We start from the raw sequence: 19,281 nt of genomic DNA, 5'->3' as shown, positions 1-19,281 counted from the left end.
GTCAGTCCTCGAGCTCCTCCTCGTCGGCGGGCGTGCCGTCGCCCTCGAACTCCGCGATGCTGTCGCCGCTGTGGTCGACCGAGCTGTCGTCGGGGATCGGGTCGTTGATGTCCACGGGGTCGGGGGCATCCGCCGGACGCTCCCACGTGTCGGCCAGCCCGCTGGCCAGGCCGGCCAGCTCCTCCACGCGCGCCGGGTCGGCCGCATGCGTGGCTGCGGCGTACCCGAGCAGGTACGTCGTGATGGGTGCTGCCGGTCGCTGCACGTTGTGCGCCGCCACCCGAGCGAGGTCGAGCACCAGGGCTTCGTCGATCTCGTGCTCGACATCGAGCACGTCGCACAGCTCATCGATCCAGTCGTGCAGGTTCACCCCTCCAGATTCGTGCCCCGAGCGGTTCATGGCAAGACCCCGAACGGTTGAATCCGCACCGGCAAGGTCGCGCAGGTCCGCCCAGCTGTCGATGTCGCGGGCCTCGGCGCCGAGGGCCGGTACGTCGACGAGGTCGAGGCCGTCGAGCAGTCGGTGCAGCGGCATGCCGTGTTCCTCGCCGTACGCCGGACGCACGGCTCGGAGTCGATCGGCCCGCAGCACCATCGCCAGCTGTCGTCGACCACTGAGATCGCAGAGCACGGCGCCGTCGCGTTCGGCCACCGCCGCGCGCAGCCGGGCCAGGGTCGCCATCGACACGTTCGGCATGTCGACGGCGAGCACGACCACCAGGCGCGGCGACCGGGCGAAGGCGTCGAGTCCGGTCAGCAGCCCGGCCACCGGCCCGCCGTGGTGCGGGTCCTCACGGGTGAACGTCACCGGACGGTCGGTGGCCACCCAGTCACCCAGTACGACGACCTCGCCCGCGTCGATCACGGCGTCGAGCGTGTGGGTGAGCAGCGTGCGGCCGTGCAGTTCGATCGACGCCTTGTCGACGCCGCCCATCCGGGCCGCGGTTCCGCCGGCCAGGATGATCGCGCCGAGGTCGAGGGGAGGCAGTGGCATGGGCCCATCCTTCCAGTCGGCCCGGTCGGCCGTGTCGGCGTCTGGCACGCTGGACGGCATGGACGCTCTCACCGTGGCCCTGGTGCAACAGGCCTCCTCCCTCGACCCCGCGGAGAACCGCGCGTTCGTGGCGGCGTTGGACGTCGACGCCGCGTTCGTCGTACTGCCCGAGGCCTTCGCCCGAGACTTCGGCAAGCCCGGCGAGGACATCTCGGCGTACGCCGAACCCGTCGACGGCCCGTTCGGCACGACGGTGGAGCGGGCGGCATCGCAGGAGCGCACGCTCGTGGCCGGCATGTTCGAGACCGCGCCCGACCCGACGCGTCCCTTCAACACGTTGCTGGTGCGGGGTGCCGCGACGGCCTCCTACCGCAAGGTGCACCTCTACGACTCGTTCGGCTACAAGGAGTCCGACCGGCTCACGGCGGGGGAGTGGACGCCGACCGTGGTCGACGTGCAGGGCTTCCGGATCGGCCTGATGACCTGTTACGACCTGCGCTTCCCCGAGCTGGCCCGGGCCCTGGTCGACGAGGGCGCCGACGTGCTGGTCGTGCCGGCCGCATGGGTGCCCGGTCGCACGGAGCCCGAGCACGCCCGCAAGGTCGACCACTGGCGCACGCTGGCCCGGGCCCGGGCGATCGAGAACACCACCTACGTGCTGGCCGCCGGTCAGGCCGCGCCGCGCTACACGGGCCACTCCATGGTGGTCGACCCGTACGGCGAGGTGCTGGCCGAGGCCGGGGGCGAACCGACCGTGCTCACCGCGCGTCTCGAGCGGCGGGTCATCGACGAGGCGCGGGCCACCAACCCCTCGCTGGCGAACCGTCGGCACCCACCGGGATAACCTGTGCGCCGTGTCCAGCCCTGAACGCGCCACCGGTCGACGGGTCGCCGAGCGTCCCCCTTCCCGGATGTCGCGCATGGGACAGCGGTTCCAGAAGCCCGCGTCCGCGCCCTCGGGGCGGCTCCGGTCCACCACGATCGCGCTCGCGGTGGCTGCGGTGCTGGCCTCGGTCGCGGCCGCACTGTGCTCGGTGCTCGGCTTCGGCCCCGACTGGCTGGACCAGGCCGCGGCCGTGACGATCTCGACGGTCTACGCGGTGGCGTTGGCGGCCCGCACCGGGGGTCGACCGTTCATCTTCGGCGCACTCGCGTTGGCGATGGGCCTGACCACCGTGATCTCCGACATGGAGCGGATGCGCACCGGTGCCGCCGTACTCACCGCCGTGATCTCGAGTGTGCTCGCGGTGATGGCCACCGTGCCCGCCCGCAAGTTCCGCCTCGCCGCCCGTGAGGTCTGCGTGACCGTGGTGGTCGGCTGCGTCGGCTCCCTCGGTGTCGTGGGCTTCCGACCGACGGTGTCCCTCGAGCGCTACGACTACGTCTCCCTGGCCCTCGCCTTCATGCTCGTCGTCGTGCTGGTCTACCGCCTCGGCGCCGGGCTGCACGGCCTCGGCCGCCGCGGGCTGATCGTCGTGGCGGTTGGCACCGTCGCCCTCACAGTGGCCCTGGCGTACGCCGAGCTGATCCGGCGCTACGGCTCCGAGGAGTTCGTCGACGACATCCTCGACGGCGTCCGCTGGATGCGCGCCAACCTCGGTGCCGTGCCCCGACCGATCCAGGTGCTGGTGGGCGTCCCGGCACTGGTCTACGGCACCCACCTGCGGGCCCGTCGGCGCCAGGGCTGGTGGATCTGCGCGTTCGGTGTGGGCTCGACCTGCTCGGTCTCCGGCATCCTGATCAACCCGATGACCGGCTGGCTCGAGGCCGCCCTGATCATCGTCTACTCCACGATCCTGGGCCTCGGCCTCGGGTACGTCGTGATCCGCGTCGACCTCGCGCTGACCGGACCGCGAGGCAGTCGCGCCCGACGCGCGGAGGAGCAGACCGCCTCGCGTCCGGAGTCGAGCCGCTTCCGCCCCCTCCGCTGACCACTCCGCGTGTAACGCGGCGTCCATGACACTTCGCCCCCGCCAGCAGGTGTCGAAGAGTCCACAGGGGCGCTGTAGTCGCGCCGTACTGCGGCCAGTAGGTTCGCGGGCATGACACGCGAGCAGGCAACCGACGTCGTGGCGGAGATGGTGGCGAACGTGATGTCCGTCGAGGTCGCAATCGGTGACGCGGTGGCCACCGGCGACACACTGCTGATGCTGGAGTCGATGAAGATGGAGATCCCGGTGCTCGCCGAGAAGGACGGCACGGTGACCAACGTGCGCGTCACCTCGGGTGACGTGGTGCAGGAGGGCGACATCCTGGTCACCCTGCTCGACGCGCCCTGACCCGGCCGAACTCACCGTCCGAGCTGACCGGCCGAACTCACCGTCCGAGCTGACCGGCCGAACTGACCGGCCGAGCTGGACCCTGCCGAGCTGAAGACGGCCGAACTGACGCCCGGCACGATCGACTCGGTCAGGACAACTGGCAGAGGGGGCGGGATTCGAACCCGCGGTAGGTCTCCCTACGACCGCTTTCAAGGCGGTTCCGATAGGCCACTCCGGCACCCCTCCGTGCCCTCTCCGGGGAGAGTGCACGGGGAAGTCTAACCGGGCGGCTGCCGGCTACTCCGAGCCCCCGAGCTCGAGCTCGACCTCGTCGTAGGCCAGGTCGTGGAGGCGCTGCCGGTGGTGGCTGATGTCGGCGACGACCCGGCGCAGCTCCTCACGCACTGCGGAGACGTCGGCCGCCTCGAGAACGGCCGGTCCGAGCGCGGACAGTCTGGTCATCAGCACCGTGCGCTCACGCAGCACGCTGCCCTCACGCGCGACCAGCCACCCGTCGGCGGCCTGGGCCGACTCCAGCGAGAGTCCGTCGCGTACGGCGGCCAGGCGTTGCCGGACCGTCCAACGCCAGTTCCCGAGAGCGGTGCCGTTGGTCACCGGAGCATCGAGCATCTGGGCAAGCGCCGCGAGCGCGTGCTGCACCTGGTCTCTCATGCGGACCTCCCGGGAGTCATTGCATCGAGTGTGACCTGCATCACGCGCCCAGACAAGACCGGATTCGGCCACCCCCGGCGCGTCGGGGAGAATCGTGCCCGTGTCGTCCGACTATCGCCTCGCTCCGCTCCTCGCCGCCCGAATGTTGGGCCTTGCCCTGCTCGTCCTCGGGGGCCTGGTCTTCGTCGCCACGGCGGTCGTGGTGCTGTTCTCCGCCCCGATCGCCTTGCTCACCGCGGCCGTGGTCGTCTGCGTCGTCGGCATCTTCGGCTTCGGGTGGGTGTTGAACCGCAGGGCCTGGATCGTCCGCCTGACCGGTGACGGCTACCGGGTCCGCTTCGTGCGCGGTGCCGGCGTCCGGCAGGCCCGATGGCTCGACGTCGAGCAGGTCGTCACCGACACCATCGCCGGGTCGCCGTGCGTCGTGCTGCGCCTGCGCAGCGGCGGTGCCACGACGATCCCCGTCGAGGTGCTGGCCGTCGACCGGGAGCAGTTCGTCCGCGAGCTGCAGGACCACCTCGACGGTCGCCCCGGCGCGCGCCGCTGACACCGGGGCCACCCGATTCTGTGCCTGCGCGCCTCTTTGGGTACCCTAGGCGCGCATCTTGGAGGCGTCGCCTAGTCCGGTCTATGGCGCCCGCCTGCTAAGCGGGTTTGGGGCTACAACCCCATCGAGGGTTCAAATCCCTCCGCCTCCGCGTTGTGATGTCCCGCGGCACCGTCGAAGGTGCCGCGGGACATCTGTGTCCGCGCACCATGACCGTCTCGATCGATGCAGGTCATCCCCCATTTTCGGGAGTCGCGGGCATGGTCACAGTGGGTAACATTTGCAAGTAGTTGCAATGCCGATTTGTGCAGTTCCATTTGGTGGAGTTCTGCAATGGGGTGGCGCACACTGGTTGTGCGGGGTACATGTGAATAGAAGTGGGGACAATCGACATGAAGACTTTCGTCCGTCGAGTCGCGGCCACGGTGCTGACGACAGGACTGCTTCTCGGGGTAGGCAGTTTTGGGGCGCAGGCGCAGGCCTTGGACGACACCGGCTGGGGCCACATCGCCTCGACCAACACAGACAGCAGTGAGTAGCCGCACGACGAGGACAACAACAGAGACCTGAGACGAGGACCAACCAACCCCCCACATGTTCGGTCCCTGAGCCATCCCCCCGGCTCGTCTCAGAGCGAGGGCAACAACCACGGTTGTTGCCCTCGCCGCTATTTCAGGACCTCTTGCGTCGGGAGTCGCGGGCTTCCTGCTGGCCCATGCGGTACCCGAGCTGGTAGCGGGTCTGCGCGTCGTAGGCCTCCTTCAGCTCCGCCACGTAGCCGGCGTACGTGCGGGGGCTGACCCCGAGCCGCTTGGCGCAGGTGGCGTCGGAGTGGCCCTCCTTGAGCATGCGGATGGCCATCGCCCGCTGCTCGTCGGCAATGCCCTTCACCACGCCCGCCTCGCTGCTGCTGAAGGGGCGGCCGCGGTTCCAGAAGCGTTCGAAGATGTCGACGAGGTAGGCGACCATGTCGACGTCGCGAATCGCCAGGGCGACGTCGAGGTCGTCACCGGCCGGGATGATCGCGACCTCGCGGTCGACCACGATCAGCCGGTTGAAGAACTCGTCGAGGGTGCGCACCTCGCCGCCGGCACCGGTGACCCGGTCGACGTACGCCCGCGCACCGCGGCTGCGACGGGCCGCGTGCTGGTAGATCGTGCGCATGGAGACGCCGCGCTGCAACGCGGCGACGTCGCGGTTGCCCGCGGCCTTCTGGGCAGCGAGTGAGTGGCCGGTCTGCGGCTGGGCGGTGAGCAGCTCGGTCTGGGCGCTGGGTACGACGTCCGCGAGGAACCGGTCGATCTGGTCACCGCGCAACCGTGTGATCGGTCCGTCGACCGTCGAGGGTGAACGCCGGTAGGCCTGGCTGAGGCTGCTGAAGGCCTGGGCCCAGCGGCTGGACTCGGCGATCATCTGCGCACCCTGCTGGCCCAGTGGCGCCACGATCGCGGCCTGGGCCGAGTGGGGGTCGACCACGACGTAGCGGGTGCCCTCGAGGCTCAGCAGTCCGAGCTCGATCAGGAGGTCGGTGGCTGCCCGGTCGCGCGACAGCACGGGGTCGTCGACGGGGACTCCGCCCGCTGCGGCGACGTCCTCGAACAACCTGCTCGCCGCGGACTCGAAGAGCTCACGACGCTGCTGGCCAGTCTGTTGTTCCAAGACACGCCCTCCACTCGATGCCTGGGACCGATTATGCCGGAGTTCGGGCAGACGACGCAGGACGGCCCCGGACTCGCGATGAGTCCGGGGCCGTCCTTGACGTGCTGGTGAGGTCAGGCCTCTTCGTTCTCCAGGTCGGCGGCCACGCGGCGGTGGGCCTCCCAGATCGCCTCAGGCATGTTGTCGAACTGCTTGAGGTGCTCCTCGCGGTTGGCCATCTCTTCCTGCCAACGCGCCTTGTCGATCGACAGGATCGTCTTGAGGTCCTCGGGCTTGGTGTTCATGCCCTCGAGCTGGAGCTCCTCCTCGAGCGGGATGATGCCGACTGCGGTCTGGCGACCCTTCACCTCGCCGTTCTTGAGCTGCAGGAGCCACAGGAGCGGACGCAGGTTGTCGCGGTAGCCGTTCCACAGGAAGTGGCCGTCCTGCGGGTCACGCTGGAACCAGTTGACGTGCGCGAAGATCGGCTGCTCCTTGGCGGCACCGACGATGTCGAGGTAGTGCTGCGCGTAGTCGCCCTCGCCGTACGCCATGAACGGGCGGTTCGACATCGGGTCGTAGCGGAGCACGCCCTCCTTGCCCTCGGCCGCGGCGGTCGCCTCGGCACCCAGGGTGAGGCCGTCGTAGACGCCCTCGGCGAGGTCGGTGATCGCGCGGATCAGCGGCTCGCGGTCACGGGTGCGGCCACCGAAGATGATCGCGTCGATCGGGACGCCGGCCGCGGCGTTGTAGTCCTTCGCGATGTTCGGGACGTTGTCGAGCGTCGTGGTGAAGCGGCTGTTGGGGTGCGCCCACGGGGACGAGTCGCTGTCCTTGCGGTCGGCGATCGGCGAGCCGGTCCAGTCGAGCCAGCCGTGCACGTCCTCGGGGTGGCTGGGCGTGCGGCCCTCCCACCAGACCTCCTGCGTGTTCGGGTTGTAGGCGACGTTCGTGAAGATCGTGCCGGTGCCCGGGTCGACCGAGTGCAGCGCCGTGGGGTTGGTGTTCTCGTTGGTGTCCTTGGCGACACCGAAGACACCGAACTCCGGGTTCATCCCGTAGAGCTTGCCGTCCTCCTCGTTCACCCAGAGCCACGCGATGTCGTCACCGTAGAACGACACGTGGTAGCGCTCACCGAGGGAGTCGGGGGCCAGCATCATGGCGAGGTTGGTCTTGCCCGAGGCACTCGGGAAGCCACCACAGATGTGGTAGTCCTTGCCGGTCTCCTTGTCGTGGATCCCGATGAGCATGTACTGCTCGGCGAGGAACTTCTTGCTCGCCCAGCCGTCGTACGCGCCCTGGCGCAGGCCGTGGGCGATCTTGCCCAGGAGCGCGTTGCCGCCGTACGACGACCCGAAGTGCAGGATCGTGCGCTCGTCACCGACGGTGACGAAGTAGCGCTGGTCGGCGTCCGTGCCCTGGCCGAGGTTCTCCAGGTCGCCGGTCACGTGGACGGCGCGGACGAAGTCGTTGCCGGCGTCGTTGACGTGCTCGACACCGACGCGGGCCATGCGGATCATGTGCAGCACGACGGTGCGGGCGTCGGTCAGCTCGACACCGCTGGCCCACTGGGCGAGGTCGTTGCCGGGAGGCGCCATCAGGTAGGGGATGACGTACATCGTCTTGCCGGCCGAGGCGCCGCGCATGCGGTCCTCGAGCAGCGGCTTCATCTCCGAGGCGGGCTTCCAGTTGTTGTAGACGCCGCGGTCCTTCTCGTCGTTCGTCGCGACGATGGTGCGCTCCTCGGAGCGCGCGGTGTCCTTGTGGTAGCTGCGCGAGTAGTAGCGCCCCTCGCCGGCCGGGAAGAGTTCGCCGGCGTCCAGCGCTTCCTGGATCAGGCGGGCGTCGTCTGCGGCGCTGACGACCTCGACGCGCTCTGCGCCGGTGAGCTCCGCGTAGTAACGGACATACTCACGAACGTCGGGGTTGGTGACCCCTGCCGCATCCAGTGTTGCCTCAACGTCTGCCATCGTGTGCCTTGACCCTCTCGGTGGAAGTGTCGGTTTCGGTGGAACTGCGTAAGTCCCACCCCGTGCATGCAGGGTTACACTAGTTGAAGAAGTTTGCAACTAATGTAGTGTTCATCTCCGGTGAGACCAAGGGAGGTGAAGATGACGACCAGTATCCCCATCAATCAGGCTAAGGCAGACCTCTTCCGCACCTTGGGACACCCCGTGCGGATCCGGGTCCTCGAGCTCCTCCAGGAGCGGCCCATGCCTGTGCGCGAGCTGCTCGCGGATCTGCAGGTCGAGTCCTCGAGCCTGTCGCAGCAGTTGGCCGTCCTCCGCAGGGCAGGACTGGTCACATCGGCGCGCGAGGGCACGACGGTCGTCTACGCGATCAGCACCACCGACATCGCGGACCTCCTCAAGGCCGGACGTCGCATCCTCGAATCGGTCTGGAGCGACACCGAGGGACTGCTCGCCGAACTGCGAGAGGGCTCCTGATTTCGCCGAACCTCACCGGTTCGGCTATTCTCTTCCAGTCCTCGCGCTCGTCGGCGAGGATGAGCGCCTGTAGCTCAACGGATAGAGCATCTGACTACGGATCAGAAGGTTTGGGGTTCGAATCCCTACAGGCGCGCAGAGCGAGAAGGCCCCGACCAGTTGGTCGGGGCCTTCACGCATTTCAGGCGGGCTTCGTCGCGAGAGGGGTGACCACGATCGTGCAGGTGTCGAGCTCTGACACGGATTTCCGCGAAAGAGCGACCCGGATCGTGCAGGTGTCGAATCCGGGTCGCTCCGCAGAGATGAACCGCCGCGTCAGACCTCGACCTTGGACAGTGCGAGCCAGGTGTCGACGACGGTGTCCGGGTTCAGCGACATCGACTCGATGCCCTGCTTGAGCAGCCACTCGGCGAGGTCCGGGTGGTCACTCGGGCCCTGGCCACAGATGCCGACGTACTTCCCGGCGGCCCGACAGGCCTTGATGGCGCGCTCGAGCATGAAGAGGACGGCGGGATCGCGCTCGTCGAAGGAGGCGGCGACGAGCGAGGAGTCGCGGTCCAGGCCCAGGGTCAGCTGGGTCATGTCGTTGGAGCCGATCGAGAAGCCGTCGAAGTGCTCGAGGAACTGGTCGGCCAGGATCGCGTTCGACGGGACCTCGCACATCATCACGACCTGGAGGCCGTTCTCACCGCGGACCAGGCCGTGCTCGCCCAGCAGCGAGATGACGCCCTCAGCCTCGGCGAGGGTGCGCACGAAGGGGATCATGATCTTGACGTTGGTCAGGCCCATCTCGTCGCGCACGAACTTCAGTGCCTCGGCCTCCATCGCGAAGCACTCCGCGAAGTCCTCGGAGAGGTACCGCGACGCGCCGCGGTAGCCGATCATCGGGTTCTCCTCGTGCGGCTCGTAGAGGTCGCCGCCGACGAGGTTGGCGTACTCGTTGGACTTGAAGTCGCTCATCCGGACGATCACCGGCTCCGGGGCGAACGCGGCGGCCAGCATCGAAATGCCCTCCGCGACCCGCTGCACGAAGAAGTCGCGGGGAGTGGCGTACGCCTTGACCGCGTCGGAGATCTGCGAGCGCAGCGGCTCGTCGAGGGAGTCGAGGTCGAGCAGCGCCTTGGGATGGATGCCGATCTGGCGGTTGATGATGAACTCGAGCCGGGCCAGGCCGACGCCGGCGTTGGGGAGCTGCGCGAAGGCGAACGCCTGCTCCGGAGTGCCGACGTTCATCATGATCTTGGTGGGGATCTCGGGCATCGACGACAACTCGGTCTCCTCGATGCTGAAGTCGAGCGTGCCGTCGTACACCAGGCCGGTGTCGCCCTCGGCGCACGAGACGGTGACCTCGCGCCCGTCGGCCAGCTCGCGGGTGCCGTGTCCGGTGCCCACGACCGCGGGGATGCCGAGCTCGCGGGCGATGATCGCCGCGTGGCAGGTGCGCCCGCCGCGGTTGGTGACGATCGCCGAGGCCCGCTTCATGATCGGCTCCCAGTCGGGGTCGGTCATGTCGGCGACGAGCACCTCGCCCTCGACGAACTCGTGCATCTGGTCGATCGAGGTCATCACCCGCACGGCTCCGGCGCCGATCTTCTGGCCGATCGCGCGTCCCTCGACGACGACCGTGCCGTCCTTGGCGTTCATCCGGAACCGCTGCTGCACGCCGGCGCGCGACATCACCGTCTCGGGCCGGGCCTGGAGGATGTAGAGCTCACCGTCGAGGCCGTCCTTGCCCCACTCGATGTCCATCGGCCGGCCGTAGTGCTCCTCGATGGTCAGCGCGTGCCGGGCGAGCTGTTCGACCTCGGCGTCGGTCAGGCTCAGCAATCCGCGCTCGGCGGGGTCGGTGTCGACGAACTCGGTGGTCCGCCCGACCGCCGGGTCGTCGGTGTAGACCATCTTGGTGGCCTTGGAGCCGACGCCGCGCTTGAGCACCGCGGGGCGGTCGGCGCGCAATGCGGGCTTGTAGACGTAGAACTCGTCCGGGTTGACCGCACCCTGCACGACCGCCTCGCCCAGGCCGTACGACGACGTCACGAACACGGCGTCGTCGAAGCCGGACTCGGTGTCCATCGTGAACATGACCCCGGAGGCGCCGATGTCGGAGCGCACCATCTGCTGCACGCCGGCCGACAGTGCGACGGCGTCGTGGTCGAAGTCGTGGTGCACGCGGTAGGCGATGGCGCGGTCGTTGTAGAGCGAGGCGAACACCTCGCGGATCGCCTGCAGCACGCCGTCGATGCCGACGATGTTGAGGAAGGTCTCCTGCTGGCCGGCGAAGGAGGCGTCGGGGAGGTCCTCGGCGGTCGCACTGGAGCGCACCGCGAAGGACACGTCGTCACGCCCGGCCACGAGCGCGTCGTACGCCGTACGGATGTCGGCCTCGAGGTCCGCCGGGAACGGTCGGCTCGCGACGGCCTCCCTCAGCGACCGGCCGACCTCGGCGAGGCGTTGCGTGTCGTCGGTGTCGAGCTCGCGGAGGGCCGCGGAGATCTCCTCGGCCAGGCCGGTGTCGCCGATGAAGCGCCGGAACGCGTCGGCGGTGGTCGCGAAGCCGTCGGGAACCTTGACGCCCAGTGCGGCGAGGTTGCTCACCATCTCGCCCAGGGACGAGTTCTTGCCGCCGACCTGTTCGAGGTCGCTGAGCCCCAGCTCGGCGAAGGGTCGGACGTTGGGGGACTCGCTCATCGTGTGCTCCTGGTGCGGGTGTTCCGGTTGCGGGAAAGCTCGGGGGCGTCGACTTCATCCTTCTTGAGCCGCTGCAGGATGATGGTCGAGATCTCCTCGACCGAGATGGTCGAGGAGTCGACGACCGGGAGTCGGTGTCGCGCGAACATCTCGGTGGTGCGGCGCAGCTCGAAGGTGCACTGCTCCAGCGAGGCGTACGTCGACCCGGGCCGACGCTCCTCTCGTACGGCGGCCAAGCGCTGGGGCGAGGTCGTCATCCCGAAGCAGCGCTCACGCAGGTGCCGCACCGGCTCGGGGAGCTCGATGGTCGCGAAGTCGTCCTCGACGATCGGGTAGTTGGCCACGAACAGGCCGTGCTGGAGCGCGAGGTACATCGACGTCGGCGTCTTGCCGCAGCGCGACGGAGCCAGCAGGATGACGTCGGCCTTCTCCAGGCCACGGACGCTCTGGCCGTCGTCGTGCTCGATCGTGTACTCGATCGCCTGCATGCGGCTGTTGTAGCGCTTGATGTCACCCAGACCGTGCAGCCGGGCGGGCAGTCGGGTGCCGCGGGTCTGCAGGATCGACTCGACCGCCTGCATGTGCATGTCGAAGAAGTCGATGACCGGACAGCGGGTGCGTTGCAGCTCCAGCCGCACCTCGTCGCTGGCGGCCGTGATGAACACCAGGGGCGTCCGGTCGTTCTCGTCCAGGGCCTGGTCGAGTCGCGCGACCACCTCGCGGGCCTCGTCGACGGAGGAGATGAACGGGATCACCGTGCGGTCGAAGCGCAGGTCGGGGAACTGGATCAGCAGGGCGTTGCCCATAGTCTCCGCGCTGATGCCCGTGCTGTCGGACAGGAAGAAGACCGGCACCACGCCGTCGTCGTCGTCGTTCACCCCGCGCGTCCCTTCCCGGCTCCTGGCGAGACCAGTGTCTCGGCGTCACCAGCATGGCGCACCCGGGCGTCGTACGGGCTGTCAGGGCCGTGGTGCGGACCGCGGTTAATCGCTTGAGGTGTCGCGGCCGCTGCGCCACGGTGGGCTCATGTACCTGGAGAACCTCGTCATCGACGCCGTCGAACCGCAGCGGCTGGGCCGGTTCTGGGAGGCGGTGGTCGGCGGCGAGACGCTGACCGACGACCCGGAACACGGGTTCGAGACCCGGCTCAGCATCGAGGGCGGGCCGACCCTCGATCTCTGTTTCCAACCGGTGACCGGGCCGCCGGAGGCCTCGCCGAGGCTGCACCTCGACCTCGCCGGCGGCGTACGCCAGGGCGAGGAGGTCGACCGGTTGCTCGGACTGGGCGCGCGACACCTCGACATCGGCCAGGGCGACGAGCCCTGGGTGGTGCTCGCCGACCCGGAGGGCAACGCCCTGTGCGTGCTGGAGGATCGCGCGGAGTACGCCGACAGCGGTCCCGTCGCGAGCTTCGTGCTCCACTCCGCCGACCCCGACCGCGATGGGGAGTTCTGGGCCTGGCTGACCAGTTGGTCGGAGGTGACGGCCTCCGCGCCCCGGTCGCTGCGCCACCCTTCGCTGAAGGGCCCGCTGCTCGAGTTCTGCGCGGAGCCGGCTCCCAAGGGGGCGACGAAGAACCGGCTGCACCTCGACGTCCGACTCGAGCGAGGCGAGGACGCCGACGAGGTCGAGGCCCTCATCGCCGAGCACGGCGGCAGTCGACTGCACCCGGAGTGGGGTGAGCTGCCGTGGCGTTCCTACCTCGACCCGTCGGGCAACGAGTTCTGCATCCTCCCGCCCCCTCAGGCGCAGCAGGCGGAGCCCTCGCCCTCGACGATCGCGGCCTTGCCGAACGACTCGCTGTCGGACAGCACGGTGTAGATCTCCCAGCGCTCGCCGTTCGGGGCGCCCTCGACCCAGAACTTGTCCTGCTTGGCGTAGCAGCAGGTGGTTCCGCGCTCCTCGACAGAGGCGAAGCCGGCCTCGGCCAGCCGGGTCTGCTCGGCGTCGACCGTGTCGGTGTCGGCGACCTCGACGCCGAGGTGGTTGATGGACCCGCCGTTGCCGGGGTTCTCGATGAGCACCAGCTTCAGCGGCGGCGAGGCCACGGCGAAGTTGGCGTAACCGGGCCTGCGCTTGGCCGGCTCGGTGCCGAAGAGCGTGCTGTAGAAGGCGATCGAGGCGTCGAGGTCGTCGACGTTGAGTGCCAGCTGGACGCGTGACATGAGCTTCTCCAATACATAGATGAATGTCGATGTCCCACCACCTTGCACCCAGATATCGACATCTGTCAATATAGATTCATGTCGAAGTCCTTGATCGAGCTGACGCCCGTGCAGACCGTGGCCTGCTGCTCGCCCCTGATGAAGGAGCCGCTGACCGCCGACGCGGCCGAGCGGATCGCGCCACTGGTCAAGGCCCTGGCCGACCCGGTGCGCCTGCGGCTGCTGTCCCTGGTCGCCTCCCACGAAGGCGGCGAGGCCTGCGTGTGCGACCTCAACGACGCCTTCGACCTCTCCCAGCCGACGATCAGCCACCACCTCAAGGTGCTCCACGAGGTCGGCCTCCTCGACCGCAGCAAGCGCGGCGTCTGGGTCTACTACACGGTCCGGCCGGAGGCGCTGACCGACCTCGGCGCGCTCATCGGCGGTGTGGCCGGGTGACGCCGGATCTGACTCGGCGCGCGGTCGCAGAGTTCGTCGGTACGGCGTTCCTGGTGATGGCCGTGATCGGCTCCGGCATCGCCGCCTCACGTCTGTCGCCGAATGACGTCGGCCTCCAGCTCCTGGAGAACAGTCTGGTCACCGGTGCCGCACTGGTCGCGCTGATCCTCGCCCTGCAGCCGGTCTCGGCGGCGTTCAACCCCGTGGTGACCCTGGTCGAGCTCGTCCTCGGCGGCATCGGCCGCCTCGAGGCCGCCAGCACGATCGCCGCACAGCTGCTCGGCGGAATCGCCGGAGCCGTGCTGGCGAACCTGATGTTCGACCTCGACGCGATCTCGATCGCCGCCACGAGTCGTGACGGCGGCGGCCAGTGGCTGGCCGAGGTCGTCGCGACGTTCGGGCTGGTGCTGATCATCTTCGGTGCCGTGCGCACCGGTCGCGGTGACACCGTCGCGTACGCCGTGGGCGGCTACATCACCGCGGCGTACTGGTTCACCAGCTCGACCAGCTTCGCCAACCCGGCGGTCGCGGTGGCACGGATGTTCTCCGACACCTTCGCCGGCATCGCCCCGGCCGACGTGCCGATGTTCGTGCTCATGCAGCTGGTCGGCGGCGCCCTGGCCCTCGGCCTGGTCCGCTACCTCATGCCCGGAAAGGCGCTTCCATGACAGGCAAGCCCACCGTCCTGTTCGTCTGCGTGCACAACGCCGGTCGCTCCCAGATGGCCGCCGGTTGGTTGCAGCACCTCGCCGGCGACCGGGTCGACGTGCTCTCGGCGGGTTCGGCGCCGGCGGACTCGATCAACCCGGCCGCGGTCGAGGCAATGGCCGAGGTCGGCGTCGACATCGCCGCCCAGCAGCCGAAGGTGCTCACCACCGAGGCGGTGCAGGTCTCCGACGTGGTGATCACGATGGGCTGCGGCGACGCGTGCCCGTTCTTCCCCGGCAAGCGTTATGAGGACTGGGAGCTCGACGACCCGGCCGGCCGGGGAGTCGAGGCGGTGCGCCCGATCCGCGACGAGATCCGCACCCGCATCGAGGCCCTGATCGCCGAGATCGCCCCGAACGTCTAGATCGGTCCCTCCCGCCGGCACTCCCGTTCTGCCATGCTCGACGTGCCCGCACCACACGGCGCGAACCGGGGAGAGTCATGGTCACCACAGGGACCCAGGAGTCATCTTCGCTCGACCTGCGCGCGGTGGCGCGCCCGGCTCCCCGGCTGGTGCTGGCCAGCGCCGTCATGCTGTTCCTGGAGCTGGCGCTCATCCGTTGGCTCGGCGCGAACATCGTGCACCTGTCCTACTTCACGAACTTCGTGCTTCTCGGCTCGTTCCTCGGCATCGGGATCGGCTTCCTCATCTCACGCAAGTCCTGGTCGGTGCTGCCGTGGACGCCGGTGCTGCTCGCCGGCCTGGTGCTCGTCGTGCGTCACTACCCGGTCTCCATCGACCGGCAGGGCGCCGACGTCATCTTCTTCACCGCACTGAAGACCACCGGGCCTCCCGCCTGGCTGGTGCTGCCGATCGTCTTCCTCGTGGTTGCCGCCATCCTCGCCGGACCCGCCGAGGCGGTCGGCCGCTGTTTCGCCCAGCTGCCCCCGCTCACGTCGTACCGGTGGGACCTGGTCGGCTCGTTGTGCGGGATCGTCGCGTTCTCGGTGCTCTCCCTGCTGCACGCCCCGTCGTACGTCTGGGGAAGCATCGTCGGCATCGCCCTGCTCGTGCTGGTCGGCGGATGGCAGCGCTGGCTCGCGCTGCTGGCGGGGGTCGTTCTCGTGGCCACGCTGGTCGCCGAGTCCACCGCCGCGGGCGTCTCCTGGTCGCCTTACTACAAGGTCACGACGGAGTCCGTCGACGCACCCTCGGGCACCCGGGTCTACATCTCGGTGAACGGCGTGCCGCACCAGTCGATGTCCTCGGCCGACTGGAAGCTGAACCGCGCCTCGGAGATCTACGGCGCTCCCTACGAACGGCGCGAGCAGACGCGCCTGCGCGACGTGCTGGTCGTCGGCGCCGGATCCGGTTCCGACGTGGCGATCGCGCTCGAGAAGGGCGCGGAGCACGTGGACGCCGTCGACATCGATCCGCGGATCGTGGAGATCGGGGTGGACGGCAACCCCGACGGCGCCTACCAGGACCCGCGGGTGACCCGGCACATCAACGACGGCCGGGCGTTCCTCGAGCGCACCGACAAGAAGTACGACCTGATCCTGTTCGCGTTGCCCGACTCCCTGTCGCTGGTCAGCGGTGCCTCGCAGATCCGACTCGAGTCGTTCCTCTTCACCGAGGAGGCCTTGCGCTCCGCCCGCGATCACCTCACCGACGACGGTGTCTTCGCGATGTACAACTACTACCGTCAGGACTGGCTGATCGACCGGCTCGGCGGTACGGCGGCCGCGGCGTTCGGCCACGCGCCGTGCATCGACACCTACGGGGCGGCCACGGCGGTCGTCTCGGTCGCGAAGGACCCCTCCAACCAGAGGTGCGGGCCGGACAACCACGCGCTGCCGTCGTCGTACCTCGAGCCGGCCACCGACAACGCACCGTTCCTCTACTACGACGACGGCATGATCCCGACGATCTACCTGTGGGCGCTCGGCGGGATCCTGCTCATCTCGCTCCTCCTGGTGCGGGCGTTCGGCGGCCCGCTGCGGGCGATGCGTCCCTACGCGGACCTGTTCTTCATGGGGGCCGCGTTCCTGCTGCTGGAGACCAAGAACATCGCCACCTTCGCGTTGTTGTTCGGCACCACCTGGTTCGTGAACGCGATGGTCTTCGCTGGCGTGCTGTTGATCGTGCTGGCGGCCGTGGAGACCACCCGTAGGTTCCGCACGCCGTCGTTGTCCGTGGTGTTCTCCCTGGTCGCCGTCTCGCTCGCGGTCGCCTGGGTGGTCCAGCCGAGCTGGCTGCTCGGACTGGCCTTCACCCCGCGACTGCTGGTGGCGGTGCTGCTGGCCTTCGCGCCGATCTACCTGGCCAACATCGCGTTCGCCAAACGGTTCGCCGAGTCCGGCGACTCCCAGGCGGCGTTCGGCGTGAACCTTCTCGGCGCGATCGTCGGCGGGTGTCTGGAGTACGCCGCGCTGCTCACCGGCTACCGCAACCTGCTGATCGTGGTGGGGGTGCTCTACCTCGCCGCGTTCCTGCTCAAGCCTCGCGCCACCGTGCCTGCGTGACGTGCGCTGCCGCTAGATTCACGGCGTGACCCGAGTCGACGAGCAGCCCACGCCGTACCTCGAGATCGACGCCGCGCGGATGGACGCGAACATCGCGCGGGTCGCCGCCAGTGCGGCCTCCCGCGGCGTGGCGGTGCGACCGCACGTGAAGACCCACAAGTGCGTCGAGATCGCCCGCCGCCAGATCGAGGCAGGTGCGGCCGGCATCACCGTGGCCACGATCGGTGAGGCCGAGGTCTTCGTGGAGGCGGGGTGCGACGACGTGTTCGTGGCGTACCCGCTCTGGGTCTCCGAGGCCCAGGCCGCACGCCTCCGTTCACTCGCCGAACGCGCCACGCTCAGCGTCGGTGTCGACTCCGCCGAGGCCGCCGCGCAGTTGGCGCTGGCTGGACCGCAACGCGTGCTGGTCGAGGTCGACAGCGGACATCACCGAACCGGCGTCGCCCCCGACTCCGCCGGCACGGTGGCGGCGGCAGCCCGCCAGGCCGGCCACGACGTGGTCGGCGTCTTCACCTTCCCGGGCCACAGCTACGCACCGGACCGTACGACGACCGCGGCGGCTGACGAGTCCGCGGCACTGGCCGCAGCGGCCGCCGCCCTCGAGGCCGTGGGGCTGCCTGCCCGCATCGTCAGCGGCGGCTCGACGCCGAGCCTGGCGGCCAGCCTCGAGGACGACTCGGCGGTCACCGAGCTGCGGCCCGGCGTCTACGTCTTCGGCGACGCCCAGCAGTGGGAGCTCGGCAGCTCCCGGCCCGACGACATCGCGCTGACCTGTGTCGCCACGGTGATCAGCCACGCCGGCGGTCGCGCCGTACTCGACGCGGGCAGCAAGGCGCTCGGTGCCGACCGTGCGGTGTACGCGACCGGCTTCGGCCGGCTGCTCGAGCACCCCGAGGCGCGCATCGTCGGGCTCTCCGAGCACCACGCGGTGGTCGAGATGGGCGGCCCGCTCCCGGTGCTCGGCAGCCGGGTCCGGGTGGTGCCGAACCATGCCTGCAACGCGGTGAACCTGGCCGACACCTTCACTGTGCTCGAGGACGGCGTACGACTGCAGTGGCCGGTCGACGCCCGCGGGCGGAACACGTGAACGGCGAGGCGTCACCCCGGTCCTGGCTCAGGCCTCGGGCGGGATCACGGCTCGCACGCGGGTGACGAACTCGCCGAAGTTGGCCATGAAGCCGCGCAGGAACTCCTCGGTCGCGGGATTGGTGACGTTGCCGTCGTCGTCCACGAGGCCGTCGGTGAACTGGATGTAGGCCTCGGGTGAGTTCATCTGTGGCGAGTCGCAGAAGCTCAGCACGCTGCGCAGGTTCTGCTGGGCGACCGCCGTGCCGATCGCGCCGACGGAGGCGCCGATGACTGCGGACGGCTTGCGGGAGAAGGAGTTCTTGCCGTACGGCCGGCTGGCCCAGTCGATGGCGTTCTTGAGGCTGCCGGGGATGTCGCGGTTGTACTCCGGGGTGACGAAAAGCATCGCGTCGACTCGGGACAGGTGATCCTTGAGGGCGCGAGCGGCCGGCGGGTAGTCGACGTCGAGGTCCCGGTTGTAGAGCGGCAGGTCCTTGATGACCACCTCCTCGAAGGTGAGGTTGTCGGGGGCGAGCTTGATCAGCGCCGTCGCCAGGCGGCGGTTGATCGAGTCCTTCGACAGGCTGCCGATCAGGTGTCCGACGGTGTGCACAGTCATCGCAGTCCTCCACATCAGTCATTGGTGCCGAGTGCGCCGTACCCACCATGGCGGGTGAGGCCGGTTGAGCACAACGCGTGTCGGGTTAGGCTCGATGCCATGTCTGCCATCGAACTGGGTGCCGCCAACTTCGAGACCACCGTGACCAGCAACGACATCGTGCTGGTCGACTTCTGGGCGTCGTGGTGCGGCCCGTGCCGCCAGTTCGCGCCGATCTACGAGGCGGCGGCCGAGAAGCACGCCGACATCGTCTTCGGCAGCATCAACACCGAGGAGGAGCAGCAGCTTGCCGCCGCGGCCAGGGTCACCTCGATACCGACGCTGATGGCCTTCAAGCAGGGCCAGCTGGTCTTCTCCCAGCCCGGCGCGCTCCCCGCCGAGGCGCTTGAGCAGGTCATCACCGCCGTGCGCGACCTCGACCTGTCACCCGTCGAGGAAGACGCCTGACCGCAGCGGGCGACCACGATCGTGCACGTGCATGGTTGTGACGTCGATGTGGCCGCATTTTGTGATGTCTCAGGACATCGGTGACGATTCTGCATCTGGACATCGGTGACAGTTGATGTCTCA

General features: G+C 68.9%; 20 protein-coding genes and 3 tRNA genes. 14 read left to right on the top strand and 9 right to left on the bottom strand.

Annotated features, from left to right (window positions below):
• Window position 1 precedes the first annotated feature (1 nt).
• Complete coding sequence (locus tag ASH02_RS25430) at window positions 2-994, bottom strand: NTP transferase domain-containing protein (protein ID WP_082563991.1); 993 nt, start codon at window positions 992-994, stop codon at window positions 2-4.
• 58 nt (window positions 995-1,052) lie between these two features.
• On the opposite strand from ASH02_RS25430, the gene ASH02_RS00700 reads away from it, so the two are divergent.
• The 3 genes from ASH02_RS00700 to ASH02_RS00690 all read left to right on the top strand — a co-directional run bounded on the left by ASH02_RS00700 (window position 1,053) and on the right by ASH02_RS00690 (window position 3,273).
• On the top strand, window positions 1,053-1,838 hold the full coding sequence (locus ASH02_RS00700; protein ID WP_056684542.1) for a carbon-nitrogen hydrolase family protein: 786 nt from the start codon (window positions 1,053-1,055) through the stop codon (window positions 1,836-1,838).
• A gap of 10 nt (window positions 1,839-1,848) precedes the next feature.
• On the top strand, window positions 1,849-2,925 hold the full coding sequence (locus ASH02_RS00695; protein ID WP_235529984.1) for a hypothetical protein: 1,077 nt from the start codon (window positions 1,849-1,851) through the stop codon (window positions 2,923-2,925).
• 111 nt (window positions 2,926-3,036) lie between these two features.
• Entirely contained in the window at window positions 3,037-3,273 is a 237-nt protein-coding gene (locus tag ASH02_RS00690) for a biotin/lipoyl-binding carrier protein (protein WP_056684548.1), read from the top strand.
• 140 nt (window positions 3,274-3,413) lie between these two features.
• Here ASH02_RS00690 and ASH02_RS00685 read toward each other — a convergent pair.
• Both ASH02_RS00685 and ASH02_RS00680 read right to left on the bottom strand, forming a co-directional pair.
• A tRNA-Ser gene (locus tag ASH02_RS00685) sits at window positions 3,414-3,501 on the bottom strand.
• Window positions 3,502-3,552: 51 nt separating this feature from the next.
• Window positions 3,553-3,927, bottom strand: a complete 375-nt coding sequence (locus tag ASH02_RS00680; RefSeq protein ID WP_056684551.1) for a hypothetical protein — start codon at window positions 3,925-3,927, stop codon at window positions 3,553-3,555.
• A gap of 100 nt (window positions 3,928-4,027) precedes the next feature.
• On the opposite strand from ASH02_RS00680, the gene ASH02_RS00675 reads away from it, so the two are divergent.
• Complete coding sequence (locus ASH02_RS00675) at window positions 4,028-4,474, top strand: hypothetical protein (RefSeq protein ID WP_235529983.1); 447 nt, start codon at window positions 4,028-4,030, stop codon at window positions 4,472-4,474.
• Window positions 4,475-4,534: 60 nt separating this feature from the next.
• A tRNA-Ser gene (locus tag ASH02_RS00670) sits at window positions 4,535-4,625 on the top strand.
• Between the two features lie 521 nt (window positions 4,626-5,146).
• Here ASH02_RS00670 and ASH02_RS00665 read toward each other — a convergent pair.
• Complete coding sequence (locus ASH02_RS00665; RefSeq protein ID WP_056684554.1) at window positions 5,147-6,133, bottom strand: hypothetical protein; 987 nt, start codon at window positions 6,131-6,133, stop codon at window positions 5,147-5,149.
• 113 nt (window positions 6,134-6,246) lie between these two features.
• Window positions 6,247-8,082 (bottom strand): phosphoenolpyruvate carboxykinase (GTP), encoded by a 1,836-nt coding sequence (locus ASH02_RS00660; protein ID WP_056684557.1) that lies wholly within the window; start codon window positions 8,080-8,082, stop codon window positions 6,247-6,249.
• Window positions 8,083-8,223: 141 nt separating this feature from the next.
• On the opposite strand from ASH02_RS00660, the gene ASH02_RS00655 reads away from it, so the two are divergent.
• Both ASH02_RS00655 and ASH02_RS00650 read left to right on the top strand, forming a co-directional pair.
• Window positions 8,224-8,559 (top strand): ArsR/SmtB family transcription factor, encoded by a 336-nt coding sequence (locus ASH02_RS00655; RefSeq protein ID WP_056685258.1) that lies wholly within the window; start codon window positions 8,224-8,226, stop codon window positions 8,557-8,559.
• A gap of 63 nt (window positions 8,560-8,622) precedes the next feature.
• A tRNA-Arg gene (locus ASH02_RS00650) sits at window positions 8,623-8,695 on the top strand.
• Between the two features lie 179 nt (window positions 8,696-8,874).
• Here the strand turns inward: ASH02_RS00650 and ppsA are convergent.
• The gene (gene ppsA / locus ASH02_RS00645; RefSeq protein WP_056684560.1) at window positions 8,875-11,247 is read right to left on the bottom strand and encodes a phosphoenolpyruvate synthase; all 2,373 of its coding nucleotides are present in this window, start codon (window positions 11,245-11,247) and stop codon (window positions 8,875-8,877) included.
• On the bottom strand, window positions 11,244-12,125 hold the full coding sequence (locus tag ASH02_RS00640) for a pyruvate, water dikinase regulatory protein (RefSeq protein WP_056684563.1): 882 nt from the start codon (window positions 12,123-12,125) through the stop codon (window positions 11,244-11,246). The genes ppsA and ASH02_RS00640 overlap by 4 nt, the downstream gene beginning before the upstream one ends.
• Window positions 12,126-12,273: 148 nt before the next feature.
• On the opposite strand from ASH02_RS00640, the gene ASH02_RS00635 reads away from it, so the two are divergent.
• Entirely contained in the window at window positions 12,274-13,068 is a 795-nt protein-coding gene (locus tag ASH02_RS00635; RefSeq protein ID WP_162251001.1) for a VOC family protein, read from the top strand.
• Here ASH02_RS00635 and ASH02_RS00630 read toward each other — a convergent pair.
• Window positions 12,990-13,412 carry an ArsI/CadI family heavy metal resistance metalloenzyme gene (locus ASH02_RS00630; protein WP_056684566.1) on the bottom strand — a complete coding sequence of 141 codons (423 nt, stop codon included), beginning with the start codon at window positions 13,410-13,412 and terminating at the stop codon, window positions 12,990-12,992. The genes ASH02_RS00635 and ASH02_RS00630 overlap by 79 nt on opposite strands.
• A 78-nt stretch (window positions 13,413-13,490) precedes the next feature.
• Here ASH02_RS00630 and ASH02_RS00625 point away from each other — a divergent pair, with 78 nt between their 5' ends.
• The 5 genes from ASH02_RS00625 to ASH02_RS00605 all read left to right on the top strand — a co-directional run bounded on the left by ASH02_RS00625 (window position 13,491) and on the right by ASH02_RS00605 (window position 18,111).
• On the top strand, window positions 13,491-13,850 hold the full coding sequence (locus tag ASH02_RS00625; RefSeq protein ID WP_056684569.1) for an ArsR/SmtB family transcription factor: 360 nt from the start codon (window positions 13,491-13,493) through the stop codon (window positions 13,848-13,850).
• A complete protein-coding gene (locus ASH02_RS00620) occupies window positions 13,847-14,518 on the top strand; it encodes an aquaporin (RefSeq protein ID WP_082563928.1) in 672 nt (223 codons plus the stop codon). The genes ASH02_RS00625 and ASH02_RS00620 overlap by 4 nt, the downstream gene beginning before the upstream one ends.
• The gene (locus tag ASH02_RS00615) at window positions 14,515-14,922 is read left to right on the top strand and encodes an arsenate reductase ArsC (protein ID WP_056684572.1); all 408 of its coding nucleotides are present in this window, start codon (window positions 14,515-14,517) and stop codon (window positions 14,920-14,922) included. Before ASH02_RS00620 ends, ASH02_RS00615 begins: the two co-directional genes overlap by 4 nt.
• A gap of 77 nt (window positions 14,923-14,999) precedes the next feature.
• Window positions 15,000-17,024: a spermidine synthase gene (locus tag ASH02_RS00610; protein ID WP_056684575.1), complete on the top strand. Its 2,025-nt coding sequence runs from the start codon at window positions 15,000-15,002 to the stop codon at window positions 17,022-17,024.
• Window positions 17,025-17,049: 25 nt separating this feature from the next.
• Window positions 17,050-18,111, top strand: coding sequence for an alanine racemase (locus tag ASH02_RS00605; protein ID WP_235532616.1), 1,062 nt, complete (start codon window positions 17,050-17,052; stop codon window positions 18,109-18,111).
• A 27-nt stretch (window positions 18,112-18,138) separates the two neighbouring features.
• On the opposite strand, the gene ASH02_RS00600 is transcribed toward ASH02_RS00605, so the two are convergent.
• On the bottom strand, window positions 18,139-18,711 hold the full coding sequence (locus tag ASH02_RS00600; RefSeq protein ID WP_056684580.1) for an NADPH-dependent FMN reductase: 573 nt from the start codon (window positions 18,709-18,711) through the stop codon (window positions 18,139-18,141).
• A 99-nt stretch (window positions 18,712-18,810) separates the two neighbouring features.
• Here ASH02_RS00600 and trxA point away from each other — a divergent pair, with 99 nt between their 5' ends.
• Entirely contained in the window at window positions 18,811-19,158 is a 348-nt protein-coding gene (gene trxA / locus ASH02_RS00595) for a thioredoxin (protein ID WP_056684583.1), read from the top strand.
• The last annotated feature ends 123 nt before the right edge of the window (window positions 19,159-19,281 follow it).

Origin of the sequence: Nocardioides sp. Soil796, assembly GCF_001429525.1 — a bacterium.
Lineage (GTDB): Bacteria > Actinomycetota > Actinomycetes > Propionibacteriales > Nocardioidaceae > Nocardioides.
Note: the sequence above shows the minus strand (reverse complement) of the source record. Positions and strands in the feature narration are given on the sequence as shown.